Annotated in this window: 10 protein-coding genes; 5 read left to right on the top strand and 5 right to left on the bottom strand. The window is 59.8% G+C overall.

Annotation, left to right across the window (positions count from 1 at the left end; genetic code table 11):
- Positions 1 to 44: 44 nt before the first annotated feature.
- Together GOV79_RS11520 and GOV79_RS11515 are read right to left on the bottom strand one after the other, a co-directional pair.
- A complete protein-coding gene (locus GOV79_RS11520; protein ID WP_170789882.1) occupies positions 45 to 1,043 on the bottom strand; it encodes a TRAP transporter substrate-binding protein in 999 nt (332 codons plus the stop codon).
- Between the two features lie 240 nt (positions 1,044 to 1,283).
- A complete protein-coding gene (locus tag GOV79_RS11515; protein ID WP_170773203.1) occupies positions 1,284 to 2,225 on the bottom strand; it encodes a LysR substrate-binding domain-containing protein in 942 nt (313 codons plus the stop codon).
- Positions 2,226 to 2,324: 99 nt separating this feature from the next.
- Between GOV79_RS11515 and GOV79_RS11510 the strand changes: the two genes are divergently transcribed.
- The 3 genes from GOV79_RS11510 to GOV79_RS11500 all read left to right on the top strand — a co-directional run bounded on the left by GOV79_RS11510 (position 2,325) and on the right by GOV79_RS11500 (position 5,377).
- Positions 2,325 to 3,953, top strand: a complete 1,629-nt coding sequence (locus tag GOV79_RS11510) for an amidohydrolase (RefSeq protein WP_170789881.1) — start codon at positions 2,325 to 2,327, stop codon at positions 3,951 to 3,953.
- Positions 3,950 to 4,831, top strand: coding sequence for a CobW family GTP-binding protein (locus GOV79_RS11505; protein WP_170789880.1), 882 nt, complete (start codon positions 3,950 to 3,952; stop codon positions 4,829 to 4,831). The genes GOV79_RS11510 and GOV79_RS11505 overlap by 4 nt, the downstream gene beginning before the upstream one ends.
- Positions 4,832 to 5,008: 177 nt before the next feature.
- Positions 5,009 to 5,377 carry a response regulator gene (locus GOV79_RS11500; protein ID WP_170773197.1) on the top strand — a complete coding sequence of 123 codons (369 nt, stop codon included), beginning with the start codon at positions 5,009 to 5,011 and terminating at the stop codon, positions 5,375 to 5,377.
- A 9-nt stretch (positions 5,378 to 5,386) separates the two neighbouring features.
- Here GOV79_RS11500 and GOV79_RS11495 read toward each other — a convergent pair whose 3' ends face one another.
- Both GOV79_RS11495 and GOV79_RS11490 read right to left on the bottom strand, forming a co-directional pair.
- Positions 5,387 to 7,000, bottom strand: coding sequence for an adenylate/guanylate cyclase domain-containing protein (locus GOV79_RS11495; protein WP_214648129.1), 1,614 nt, complete (start codon positions 6,998 to 7,000; stop codon positions 5,387 to 5,389).
- Between the two features lie 3 nt (positions 7,001 to 7,003).
- On the bottom strand, positions 7,004 to 9,727 hold the full coding sequence (locus tag GOV79_RS11490) for a response regulator (protein WP_170789879.1): 2,724 nt from the start codon (positions 9,725 to 9,727) through the stop codon (positions 7,004 to 7,006).
- Between the two features lie 276 nt (positions 9,728 to 10,003).
- Between GOV79_RS11490 and GOV79_RS11485 the strand changes: the two genes are divergently transcribed.
- Positions 10,004 to 12,172: a CARDB domain-containing protein gene (locus tag GOV79_RS11485; RefSeq protein WP_170789878.1), complete on the top strand. Its 2,169-nt coding sequence runs from the start codon at positions 10,004 to 10,006 to the stop codon at positions 12,170 to 12,172.
- Here GOV79_RS11485 and GOV79_RS11480 read toward each other — a convergent pair.
- On the bottom strand, positions 12,169 to 13,068 hold the full coding sequence (locus GOV79_RS11480) for a LysR family transcriptional regulator (protein WP_170789877.1): 900 nt from the start codon (positions 13,066 to 13,068) through the stop codon (positions 12,169 to 12,171). The two genes, GOV79_RS11485 and GOV79_RS11480, sit on opposite strands and share 4 nt — an antisense overlap.
- 106 nt (positions 13,069 to 13,174) lie before the next feature.
- Here GOV79_RS11480 and GOV79_RS11475 point away from each other — a divergent pair, with 106 nt between their 5' ends.
- Positions 13,175 to 13,903, top strand: a complete 729-nt coding sequence (locus GOV79_RS11475) for a TSUP family transporter (protein WP_170773190.1) — start codon at positions 13,175 to 13,177, stop codon at positions 13,901 to 13,903.

The following is a 13,903-nucleotide window of genomic DNA, read 5'->3' as shown; positions in this document are numbered from 1 at the left end:
TTGCCGGGCCGAAAAAAGGGCGCCTTGTGGCGCCCCGGTTTTTTTTATTGGGCGGCGGCCTGAATGGCGTTCACCAAGGCGATGAATTCATCACCGCGTTTTTCCGCGAACTCCTGCTGCACGCCTTGGGCCGCGGCAATAAAGTCAGTGCGATCCGGGTCGGTGCGGGCCATGCCGCCTTCGTCAACCAGCCACTGGCGGACCTCTTCGGTTTCGGTCGCGACCTGAGCGGCAAATTCGGCCCCGGCCTCGGCAGCGGCGGCCATGATCTGGGCACGCTGTTCATCGTTCAACTTCTTCATGAAATTGTCCGACGCGAACAGAGGTGCGAAGGCCACGAAATGCTCGAGGATGACCAGATGCGGCTCGAACTCGAAGAACTTCATGTCGCGAATGAAGGATGTTCCGTTGTCGCCACCATCCACGGTGCCAGTTTGCAGCGCGGTGGGGGTCTCGGACCACGCAAGCGGCACTGGGTTTGCGCCAAAGGCTTCGAAGGTGGCAATCATCACCTCGTTCTTGGGGACGCGGATTTTCAGACCTTCCATATCCGCCATGGTGTTCACGGGGCGAACAGAGTTGTAGAAATCCCGATAAAGCGCCGGACCAAAGGCCAGCAGGTGGACGCTGGTATCGGCTTGCAACTGATCTTTCATCTGCTGTCCGACTTCGCCGTTCAGCACCCGGTCCAGATGTTCGGCGTTCTGGAAGATATAGGGCAGCACCGTGACATCCATCAGCGGCCAATGGGGCGAGACGTTGTTGGCGGTGATAAAGAACCCATCAACCGTGCCAAGCTGCATGGCCTTGAACGCCTCATCCTCGCTGGAGATCTGGTTGCAGCAGCGCAGTTTGACTTCGATTGCACCGTCCGAGTGCTCGGCCACTTTTTCCTGAAAAATCTTGCCGAACCGGCCATAGAGCGATTCCTCTGGCGCGCCAAAGCCGACATTCATCGTGATGTCAGCGGCCAGTGCGGATGTGGCGGAGAGTGCGAGTGCCAGTACCGGCATCGTCACCGTTTTCAAGTTCCAAAGTTTCATGAAGTCCTCCTGGTTGGTGCGTTCTTGTTGTTTGATCTTGCCGTTTGCCGCCCCGATTTTGTTGATATTCCGTAAGCCTATTACGGGGCGGTAGAATTCTGCAAATCCCAGCGCGCCAAAGAGTGTCAGGCAGCTAAAGCCTGATCCCTCGGATCTGTGAGTGGGACAGGGAAACGCTACCCAATCCTCATTGATGCAGAAAACAGTTGTTTTCTGGGGGTATTATTGCATTTTTTGGGTTTATTGCGCCGCGTACGGCGTAGGCTGCGTCAGGAGGTGATCAAACCCGCCCTGATCCGAGATCTCGCGGCAGGTTTCCAGCACCTTGCGCACCAGGGCCGAGCGTTTGCCCGCGCCGGTATAGGCTACCCCGTAAAAAGGCGCATCCTGATCCCCTGAAATCGGCCGCGCGACATAGCCGTTCTGACCTTTGCGGTCCAGCGGCCCGCAGATGTTCAGAATGGCATAGCCCAGATCCGCCGCGACCATCCCGCGCAGAACCGAGGAGCTTTTGGTGGTGTGGGCAATACGCGGGCGCAGCCCTTCGGTGGTGAACAGTGCCTCGAAATAATCCGGGGCGCCAGGCAGATCCAGCAGGATCATCGGCAGGTCGGCCAGATCGGACAGCGCCACCTGGTCCTTTTGGGCCAAGGGAGAGACATCGGGGATCATCGCAATTGGTGCCGCCTTGAACATGGGCAAGAAGGGCTGCGCCTTGGGCGCGGCGCGACGGTAGGTCAGGGCCAGATCGACCACGCCGCTGTTGAGCATTTCGGCAATGCTGAGCATGTCGCCCTCTTTAATCTCGACCCTGATCTGGGGGAAATCCTGCGAAATGCGCTTGAGGATCGGTGGCAGAACATAAGGCGCGGTGGGGGCATAGCAGCCCAGACGCAGAGTGCCAGCTGGATCTCCGGTTAGGGTCAGCAGATCGGATTCGAAGATGCGTGCCTGTTCCAGAAAGGTGCGGATACGAGCACCGATCTCGATGCCTTTGTCGGTGGGGACAATGCCTTTGGCAGGCATCCGCCGCAACAGTTCGGCCTGGGTCGTGCTTTCGATCATGTCGATGGCGGCCGTGATCGAGGATTGCGAGATATTCATCTCGACCGAGGCCCGCGCGATCGAACCGGTGCGCAGGGCCGCATCGAAATACTGAAGCTGTTTGAGGGTAAAGCGCACGGGTAATTCCTGTATTTTTTGTGTGATACTCTGATACTAATTCTATTTTTCCAAGTGACCAAGCTTGGCTAGCTGTAGGAGACCCGAGAGGAGGGGGACATGGGCAAAACGCTTCTTTTCCATGCGAAATCCGTGGTCACGATGGACAGAAACCAGCCGCGCGCCGGCCATGTGGCGGTGCGCGACGGGCGGGTTCTGGCGGTAGGCGGACCGGATTGCGCAGACCCGTGGGGCGGGGCCGAGGCCCATGTCGATCTGTCTGACACGGTGTTGATGCCGGGTTTTGTCGAAGGCCATGCGCATATGATGGCCGGGGCCATGTGGGACTATGCCTATTGCGGCTATCACGACCGGATCGACCCGCAGGGTCAGATGCACAAAGGTATGACGCAGATTGATCAGGTCATTGCGCGGCTGTCAGAGTTCGAGGCGACCCTGGCACCGGAGCAGCCGCTGATCGGCTGGGGGTTCGATCCGATTTTCCTGACCTCGGAGCGGCTCAGCCGCCATCATCTGGATCAGGTCAGCACCACGCGTCCCATCGTTATCATCTTTTCGAATTTTCACCTGCTCTGCGGCAACAGCGCAGCGCTTGCACTGGCGGGCTATGACGCTGCCACCAATGTCGAGGGCGTCACCAAGGGGTCGGACGGTCAGCCGACCGGAGAGTTGCAGGAAATGGCCGCGATGTTTCCAGTCATGCGCCGGACGGGGATCGACTTTCGCGACCTGACGCAGACCGATGCGGCGCTGCGGTCTTATGGTGAGGTCTGCAAGCGCGCGGGCGTCACCACCGTGACCGATCTGTTTGCCACGCTGGGCGATGAGGATGTCGCGCGTTTGGCCGCTGCGACTGCGCGGTCGGATTTCCCCGTGCGTCTTGTCCCTGCGCTGGGGGCGATGGGCGGCACCCCGGCCGAGATTGCGGCACAGGCGCGGGCGATGCGCGACCGCTCGACCGAGAAGCTGCGGCTAGGCGCGGTTAAGCTGATGACGGATGGTTCCATTCAGGGGTGGACAGCGCGTGTGCGGGCGCCGGGTTACGTGGGCGGGCAGCCGAACGGGCTGTGGAACACCGCGCCCGACCAGATTTTCCAGCTGTGCGAAGAGATGCAGCGCCAGGGGCTGCAAATGCATATTCATGTCAACGGGGATGAGGCGGCCGAGGTGACGCTGGACGCGTTGGAGGCGGCGGCGCGCAAACATCCGTGGCCGGGTGCGCGCCACGTGTTGCAGCATTGCCAGATGATGGATGTCGCTCTGTTTCGCCGCGCGGCTGAGCTGGGCGTTGCCTGCAACATCTTCGCCAATCACCTGTGGTATTTCGGCGATCAGCACACGGCTCTGACCATCGGCCCGGATCGGGCGCAGTCGATGGATGCGGTGCGTGATTGTCTGGATGCGGGGGTGATCACCGCCATTCACTCGGATGCGCCGGTGACGCCTATGGGGCCGCTGTTTACCGCGTGGTGCGCCGTGAACCGTCGCACCATGAGCGGCCAGACGTTGGGCCCGGCGCAATGTATCTCGGTCGAGGAGGCGCTTTATGCCATCACTCTGGGCGCGGCGCAGACGTTGAAAATGGATGCCGAGATCGGCTCGATCCAAACCGGAAAGCGCGCTGATTTCGTACTGTTGGGCGCGGACCCGACCGCAGTGGATCCGGACGCGTTGAAGGATATTACCGTCTTGGGCACGGTGCTGGGCGGTGAGGTGCATCGGCTATGACGCCGCTGCCCATGACGGTGATCGGAGGGTATCTGGGAGCGGGCAAGACAACGCTGATCAACCGGATTCTGTCAGGCGATCACGGGTTGCGCATTCTTGTGCTGGTCAATGATTTTGGTGCGATAAACATTGATGCCGACCTGCTGGTTTCGGCCAAAGAGGACACGATAGAGCTGGCCAATGGCTGTGTGTGCTGCACCATGGGCGCTGATCTGTTTCTGGCGGTTGGCGATGTGCTGGACCGTCGCCCAAGGCCCGATCATCTGATCATCGAGGCCAGCGGCATCGCCGACCCCGCGCGGATTGCAAACGTGGCGCAGGCGGAGCCTGATCTGGACTATGCAGGGATCGTGACGGTTGTGGACGGTCAGCAGGTGCAGGCGCTGTGCGCTGATCCTTTGATTGCACCACAGGTTCTAGGGCAGATCGCCTGCGGCGATATTATTGCCGTCAGCAAATGTGACCTGTCCCCTGCGTTGCGACAAACCCTGTCGGGCCTGAATACCACAGCGGTGCTGACCCGGACGCAGGACCTGAACATCGCGCAAGTGCTGATCGCACCGCAGGGTCCGATTGATCTGCCGCAGACCCCGCACCCGGCCTATACCAAGTGGTCGTTCACCGGCCCGGATCCGGTTGATCGGACGGCGTTGCAAGCCGCCCTGCGTGCCCGCCCCGAGGGGCTATTCCGGGTCAAAGGGCAGTTGAGGGGCCTGGATGGGTCGGGTCTTTTGGTGCAGGTGGCCGGGCGCGACATTGACATTGGCGATATCGAACAACCGGCGCAAAGCCAGTTGGTCGGGATCGGTCTGGCGACCAAATTATCAGCGAAGGCATGTGACCTTTGGTGGACGAAGTCCGCGTTGCGAAAGCAATAGTCGCAAAGGATTGAATATCTCCTCCGAAATACCCGTTGCACGAAAATAAATTGATGAGACAATGCAGTCACCGGCAAGGTTAGGGTGGTTGAGCCGCAGGGGAGGCGACTGAACGGGGGCTTTGTGCCTGGCCGGCATCATTCACAGTCAAAAAGCGCGGCTGCGCGGGGGGAAATTTTGACTAAAGTTCTTTTGGTGGAAGACAACGAGATGAACCGCGATATGCTGTCGCGCCGTTTGCAGCGCAAGGGCTATGAGGTCGTGGTTGCAAAAGACGGGTTAGAGGGTGTGTCGATGGCGGGTTCGGAAAACCCTGACATCATCCTGATGGATATGAGCTTGCCCGAGATCGACGGCTGGGAAGCGACGCGCCGCATCAAGGCCACGCCCGAGACGGCGGCGATTCCGGTTGTTGCCTTGACGGCGCATGCTATGGCCAGCGACCGGGAAAAGGCGCTGGAGGCCGGGTGCGATGATTTCGACACCAAACCGGTCGAGCTAAGCCGACTGCTGGAAAAAATGGATAAGCTGGTGCCTGCCTCCTGACAAGTCCGGCTATTTCGCTGGCGGTTTGCGCCCCGTGACGAAGTGCGTTCTGACCTGACCCTTGCCCTTGATGCGGGTCTCGATCGGGTCCGAGACTTGAAACCTGTGTGCGATCCGCCACGCGGTGTCTTCAGACACCTGCACCTGACCGGGTGCACCGGTTGATTCCAGACGGCTGGCGACATTCACCGTGTCGCCCCAGATGTCATAGAGAAACCGGTGCGAGCCGATAATGCCCGCAACCACCGGCCCGCTGTGGATGCCGATCCTGATATGCATTGGATGATCGACCTCGCGATTCAGCGCCTCGACCTGCGCCAGCATCCTGTGGGCCATCTCGACAATCACCTCGGCGTGGTCATCGCGGTGATCCGGGACACCGGCGGCGACCATATAGGCATCTCCGATAGTCTTGATCTTCTCGACGCCCAGTTCCGTCGCGGTCCGGTCAAAGCCCGAGAAGATGCGGTTCAGGTAAGACACCACATGGGCCGGGGGCAGTTTGGCCGACATCTCGGTAAAGCCCACGATGTCGGAAAACAGGACAGTGACATCGCTGTGTCGGTCGGCGATGGTCGCTTCGCCTTGGTTCAGGCGCGTCACGATTTTCTGGGGTAGGATGCTGTGCAGAAGGTCTTTGTATTTCTGCTTTTCCGCCTCCATCTGATCCAGATAGTGACGTTCGCGTACGCGCCAGCGTTTCTTCTCCAGCGCGGCGTTGATACGCGCTTGCAGCAGAACAGGGTTGAAGGGTTTGGGCAGATAGTCCTCGGCCCCGGCTTCGATACAGCGGGCGACGCTTTCTATTTCGTCCAGCGCCGAGATCATGATGACCGGGATGTCGTGCAGAGCGTCATCCTCTTTCAATCGGGCCAGCACGTCAAACCCGTTGATGTCAGGCATCATCAGGTCCAACAGGACCAGATCGAAGGGTTGCATGGACACCATTTGCAGCGCCGAATAACCGCCATCGGCGGTCCAGACCTGATGGCCATCGCGCTGAAGCCGTCGGGCCAGCAGCGCCCGGTTGGCCTCGACGTCATCAACCACAAGGATGTTGCCAGTTAAAAGCTCGGTCTCGGCAATCGGGTCGATCGAGCGCATGCTGTCGGCCAAGTTGGCGAACATCGCGGCAGTGTCCTGCGGCGCGTTGGGGATGTCCGCCGAATTGCCTGCCGGATCATCGGACAGGGCGGCAAGATGGTCGATCTGCTGCAAAAGCGCGTCGGTATGGTCCAAAAGGCCTACCAGGTCACCCTGAAGATGGCTTGCGTCCAGATCGTCCAGATCCTCGAGCAGCATTTCACTGTAGCCTTTGATCGCGTTCATGGGCGTGCGCAGGTCGTGGCGCAAACGCTGCACGCTTTCATCGCCACCTACGGTCAGTTTCAGCGCCGTTTCGGGATGCAAAAGCTGATCCACCTGTGTGTTCAGATCGGCGGTGGCCTTCGAGATCCGGTCGAGATCCGAGGCCACGTCCGACAGCGCCTGCCGGTCGACCTCGGATTGAAGCAGCTCGCTGAATCCCACGATGGCGCTGACCGGTGAGATCAGGCTCTGGCGCAGATTGGCCAACCACGCCGCCTTGGCGCGCTGGGTTTCATTGTCGGGCTCGGGGCGCATGATCTAGCGGTTCCCGGTTCGCGCGTTGGGCAGGATGGCGTTCAACTGGGACAAGATGGTTTCAACCTCGTCCCCGTCCTTGCTGATCAGCGTCTGGACCGAACCATTCAGCCGGGCGCGGTCCTCGTTCGACAGGGTTTTTGCAGTCACCACGATGACTGGAATTTCACCCCAATCGGGGTTCTTGCGCATTCCGGCCAGAAATTCGAACCCGTCCATCTCGGGCATCATCAGGTCCAGCAGGATCACATCCGGGGTGGATTTCGACATCTGGTTCAGCGCGTCCAGCCCGTTTATGGCCTGATCAATCTGCCAGCCCTCTTTGCCCAGAACACGGCAGATCATCTCGCGCGTGGCGGCTTCGTCCTCGACCACCAGTACGCGGGTGGAGGGTTGGGCGGAGCAATGCTGTTTCAGGGCGTTCAGCAATTCGACCGTGTCAATCGGCTTGCCCAGATACTCGCTTGCGCCCAGCGACAACCCGCGGGACCGGTCATCAGCGAAGGTCAGCATGATCACCGGAATTTCGGCCAGTTCGGGATCGTCCTTGAGTTTGGACAGCACCGCCCAACCGTCGATTTCGGGCATGAACACGTCCAGCGTGATCGCGTCAGGCCGGGTCTTGCGCGCCAATTCAAGCGCATCCTCACCTCTGGTCGAGGCCAGCACCCGGTATCCTTCGCGGCGCAGACGCCGCCCAAGCAGATCATGCACGGTCGGATCATCGTCGACCAGCAATATCAGCGGCGCGGTCGGATCACTGTTCGGATCGCCCTCGGTATAGCCCGGCCCGTGCAGCAGATTGGCTGCGGGATCGCGGCAGACACCCGGCAGGCGGATAGTGAAAGTCGAGCCTTCGCCTAGTGTGCTGGTGCAGCCGATATCGCCGCCCAGCTGTTCGCAGAACACCTTGGTGATCGACAGCCCCAGCCCGGTGCCGCCGTAATTCCGGGTGGTCGAGGAATCGGCTTGGGTGAAAGCCTCGAAAACCTTCTCGACTTGCTCGGGCGTCATACCGATGCCCTGATCGGTGACGGCGAATTCGATCAGATCGGGATCATCCGTGCGCTGCACGGTCAGAGTGATCCTTGCGTCTTCGGTGAATTTACAGGCATTGGACAGAAGGTTCAGCAGGGCCTGCCGGACCTTGGTCAGATCGCATACCATCTCGCCGATATCCTCGGGACACGAGATTTCCAGCGCATTGGCGTTTTTCTCGGCCAAAGGTTGCACCGTCGTGCTCACATCCATGACCATCTGGCAGATGTCAAAGGATTCCAGATTGAACTCCATCTTGCCCGCTTCGATCTTTGACAGGTCCAGAACGTCGTTGATCAGGGCCAACAGGTGCTTCCCGGCGGATTGGATCTTGGTCAGATCGCTGAGGTTGGCCTCATCATTCTGGTCAATGGCGTCTTCCAGCATCAACTCGCTGTAGCCGATGATCGCGTTCAGGGGCGTGCGCAGCTCGTGGCTCATATTGGCGAGGAAGGTGCTTTTGGTCTTGTTCGCAGTCTCAGCGATGTCACGGGCCACGCGCAATTCGCTTTCCACCTGTTTCTGAGTGGTGATGTCGCGCCCGTAGATATTGGCATAGCCACCATCGGGCACGGGCCACAGAAGCAGGGCGTAAATCAAGCCGCCGGCCTCGTACTCGAAATCCTGGCGTTGATCTTCTTGCAAGCCCTTGGCAACGCGCCTGCGCCATCCGGTGCCGACCCGGTCGCCCACCTTGAGCTGAAGCGCCGAGATCAGCGCCGCACTGGCGCGGTTGGCGTAGATCAGTTTGCCGTCGGCGCTGATGCGCATAACGGGGTTGGGATTTTCCTCGGGGATGCGGGACAGTTCACGCATCCTGTTCTCGGCCTGTTTCAACTGGGTGACATCGCGGCCGTAGAGGTTGACATGTTTGGCATCGGGCAGGGGCCAGAGCAGCAGGGCATAGACCATCCCGCCCGCCTGACATTCGAAATCCTGTCGTTCGTTCTGGCGCAGGCCTGTCTCGACCCGCTTTAGCCAGTCGGGGCCGACCCGCTGGCCGAATTTTAGGTCCAGCGCGTCCAGCAGCGGGTCGCTGGAGCGGTTGGCATAGATCAGCACCCCGTCATTGCTGATGCACATGACCGGGTTGGGGTTTTCCTCGGGGATCTGCGCCAGTTCGGCGTTACGGGCCTCGACCTTCTTCAGGTCCGAGACATCGCTGTAGATAGCGACAATCCCGTTGTCGCTTGTCTTGCGCTCGCTGATCTTGATCCACCCGCCCGAGGCGCGGCTTTGCATCTGGGTGCCTTCAGGGTTGAAGTGGCGCTTGAGCCGCTTGGTCAGCCATTCCTCTTCACGACCGGCTGCGTCCTGTATCACGCCCAGCGAAAGGGCTTTGCGGACGACCTGCTCAAACTTCATTCCCGGTTTGATTACATCTTCATGTCCCGGATACAGCATCTGGCGGTATGTTTGATTGGCCAGCACCAACCTGTCATCCGCATCGTAAAGGGCGAACCCCTCGGGGATGGTGTTGATCGCATCCACCAGACGGGCCAGCGTCTGTTCTGCCGCGCCATTTTCGGAGCTAGGGCTAAGCCCCGAGCATTGGGTGGTGAGCTGTTGGGTCAGCGCGATCTCATCTTCGCTGAACCCGGCGGCTTGGAGACGTGTGATCAGTTCGTCGGCGTCCTGCATCCGGGCCGTTAAATCTGCCAAAACCTGCAAGATCTCGGATCGGGTCATTTATGTGCTCTCCCACGTGGCGAGACCAGAAAACCGGGAAGCCGTCATATTGGTCGCCTGTCTATTCAGCAGTTCAAAGGAAATGCATGCACAAAACAAGGCGTTTTCCGAGAATGAGAGAAACTGTTTGGGCCGGGGAAGGCCCAAAAAGCACAGACATTAGCATGTCAAAATACAATCTAAGATTAATCATATCTACATATCACACAACGTCAAATTGTTGACGCAATTCCTTGGCACCTAAAATCTCAAAGTGATTTGTGCAGGAGATTTTCGATGCCGAAGCCAAACAAGGGTGGCAGCAATGTCATTTCGGGGAACAAACGGGACAACACTCTGACCGGAACCAGCGCGGATGAGGTGCTGGACGGCAAAGGTGGTAACGACCGTCTGACAGGCGGCGGTGGCGATGATACGATCCTGGGTGGCAGCGGGACCGACACGGCGGTCTATGCCTATGCGCGCGATGCTTATGAGGTCACGCTGCTGGATGACGGGCGCATACAGATCTCGGGACCCGAGGGGACAGACACCCTGTCTGATGTCGAGCTGTTCGAGTTTGCGGATATGACCCAAACAGCCTCTGATGTGATATTGCCTCGTTTTGCCAATCTGAGCGCGCAGGCGGTGCAAGTCGAGGACACCGTGCTGTCGCCGGGTGAGGTGACGGATTTGAGCGTTTCGATCGCTTCCGACGGTGTGATCGACGCTACCGCGTCCAGTGTTGACCTTGTGATTGCCACCGCTCCGGACGAAGGGGCGATCATCGACACAATTGACACGGCGCAACTGGGTGCTTTGGCGACCGGCAGCAGCGACTCGGTTTCCTTCACGCTTGATCCCGGCGCGTTGCAGCCCGGCACCTATTGGGTTGCGGTACGCGTGGACAGTGGCGATGCCCTGACCGAAGAGGATGAGACCGACAACCTGACAGAGTGGGTTCAGATCACAGTCGAGGCTCCCAGCACCGATTTGCAACTGCTTTCGGCCTCGGTTGGCGACGGATCGGACCTTGATTTGGACGGCGGCGCGCGGATCGAGATCGACTATGTCATTCAGGACGCCTCGAACATGGATGTGTCGGGGTATACGGTCGCCACCTATATCTCGACCGATGCAACGATTTCCGAAGATGATCAGCGTATTTCAGTGATCACTGGCGGCACCGATCCCGAGATGACGACAAATGTGACTGGAACGCATTGGCTGCCCGAAGGCTTCGCGCCGGGCACCTATCACCTGATAAGCGTCGTCGAATGGGATGACGGATCGACCGATACGCAGCCTGACAACAACACCATTGTGCATACCGTCACCCTGACCCCTCCGCCCGCGCCAGTGGTGGACCTGTCGGTGGGAACGCTCAGCATCGCCGCGTCCTCGGATCTGGATCTGGGACCCGAGGGATATTTGTCTGGCCCGACAGGCGGGCAGCTTGATTTCAGCTTTGACGTCTCGAACTTGGGCTCTGACCCGGCAATCGATACGGGCTTCACGGCCTATCTGTCGACGGACGGTACTGTGTCAGGCGACGATATTGTGATCTGGAGCGGTTCGGCCACTCTGACGGCTGGAGGTTCGGCGACTCTCACGGGATCGGCCAGTTTGGATGCGGGTCTTTCCGCCGGGGACTATCAGGTCATTCTGGTGGCGGATGCCCAGAATGAGGTGGACCCGTCTAACAATAGTGGCACCGCAGACGTCACCCTTATCGGAGGGTCCGCCGTGGGCACCGAAGGAAATGACGTTTGGGTCGGCACTGCGGGCGGGGATAGTGTCAATCTGCTGGGCGGCGACGATATCGCGCTTGCTGGGAGCGGGCTGGACACGGTAGATGGTGGCGACGGGGTCGATACGCTGGACTTCTCGGGCAGGGCACAAGGCGTGCAATTGGCTTATGATTTCGTTTTCGATCCCGAGGACCCTCAGTATCTGGTCGAACAGGGCGCGACCGAGGCGCAATACATCAATTTTGAAACCCTCATATTGACCGCGCAGGACGACCATATTGATCTGTCCGCTGGCGCGGCGGCCACGGTCAAAGCTGGCGCAGGCAACGATCTGATCTTTGGAAGTGCCGGGGATGATATCCTTGAGGGCGGCGCCGGGGACGATTTGATTGCTGGCTATATGGGCAATGACACGATCAGTACCGGTGAAGGTATAGATATGGTTGGTGTTGCGCGCAATGCCTCAGCGGACGGGGTCAGCGGATTTGGTCATGATGTGGTGGATGATTTCGACTTCAACTTTGACGCCGTAGTGATCAATGTGGGGTATCAGGACACCTACGACCCCATGGTCGATTTAATCCAGACCAGCGAGGGTGCGCTTTTGCAATATGCCGATGACTCGAGCCTGTTGCTGGAGGGGGTCGACGTTGCCGATCTGGATGCGAACCACTTTATCGTCGTCGAAGACGAGCCCGCTATGACCGGAATCTAGGGTGACGATCCGGGTGCTTGGGTGTCCAGAACCGCTGCGGTGAACCGGCGCAGGCCGGGGATGTCTTGTGACGCGGACAAGGTCGCAATTCGGGTCGGCCAGCTTAGGGGCGATGTTAGGCGCAACGTCGCAACGCCCGCGGTATCCGAGCTGCGCAGGATATTTGCATCGACAATGGCGCACCCGGCCCCTTGCGCCACCATATGGACCAGAGCGGTCTGTGTCTCGGCCTCGGCCCGGACCTGAAACGATGTGCCGGCGCGGTCGAACATCATCTCGACCGCGCGTCGAAATGGGCTGTGCGGGGTCAGCGTTATCAGCGGTCTTGTCGCCAGTTCAGCCGCCGAAACCTCGGATCTGTCGGCCAGCGCATCGGTGCGCGGCACGATTGCGACCGGGTCCAGATCGGTCAGGCGGGTGCAGGCGAGGTTGGGGTCTCCGGGGTCCGAGGAGACGACCGCACAATCCACCCGTCCTTCTCGTAGGGCCGCAAGACCAGCCCTTTCATTCAGAACGACCACATCCACGCGCAAGGCCGGAAACTCGGCCATCAACCGTCCGGCTGCAATGGCCACCCGCGTATCGGCCACGGCCGGAACTGTTGCCACGCGCAAATGCCCTCCGGTCCCAAGGGCGATCTGGGTGGCGGTGTCGCGGATGCGATCCAGCCCTTGATAGTGTTTCTGAACCGCCTGCTGCAAACTATGCGCCGCGGCGGTGGGTTCGAATTTTCGTCCGGCGCGGTCAAACAGGGCCACGCCCATCTCAACCTCGAGCTCGGCCACAACGCGGCTGATTGCAGGTTGCGAGATGTGCAGGGCGTCGGCGGCTTTTCGGGTGGACCTGTGGCGGTAGGCCATCTGAAACAGCTCAATCTGGCGGGCGGTAATGCGCATGCAAGTTGATAACATTTGAGCATCAATAAATACAATAAGATGATTTTTCATCATAGTAGATGAGCGCTAGGGTCATCGCTGCGAACCGCAGAAAGGACCTTGCCCCGTGTCGGCTGATTTGCTGATCTTGCTGATTGCCATCGTTTTAGGGGCCGGGCTTCAGGTTGGGGTCGGGATCGGTTTCAGCATCGTGGTGGCCCCGGTGATGATGGTGTTGCTGGGCACGGCGACGGCGGTGCCGGTGCTGTTGATGCTGAACACGCTTGTGTCGCTTGTGGCCACCGACCCGCAGGTCTGGCGGCGCGACCGGGGGCTTGTGCGGGACGCGGTTCTGGCCTGCCTGGCTGGGATCGCGCTGGGGCTGCTGATCTATCCGCTTTTGTCCGAACGCGCGGTTCTGTTTTTGACCGCCGCGCTGCTGCTGATTGGGGTTGCAACTTCGTTGATCCCATTCGGGCAGAACATCGGACCATCAGGATTCCGCACCATTTCGGGTCTGTCCGGCCTGGCAACTGTCTGGGCGGCCACGCCGGGGCCGTTGATGGTGCTTGGTCTGCTGGCGGTGGGCCGGTCGCCGCAAGCTGCCCGCAAACTGGTGCAACCCGTTGCTCTGGTTGCCTATGGCAGCGCCTTTGCGCTGCATTTGGCGCTGGATTGGACGGCCTTTGCTGGTGCGCCGTGGTTGGTGCCTTTTGCCGCCGCGACGGTATTGGGCAGCGTTTTGGGTCGTTTGATTGGCCCGAAGTTACCGCAACGCGTAATTGGGCAGGCGATCCGGGTGATCTCGGTTCTGGCCTGCGTGGCCCTCATTCGACGGGCCTGGATGATGGGATGA

Origin of the sequence: Ruegeria lacuscaerulensis (assembly GCF_013034745.1) — a bacterium.
GTDB lineage: Bacteria > Pseudomonadota > Alphaproteobacteria > Rhodobacterales > Rhodobacteraceae > Ruegeria > Ruegeria lacuscaerulensis_B.
The sequence above is the reverse complement of the archived record's forward strand: the minus strand, read 5'-3'. Positions and strand labels throughout refer to the sequence as shown.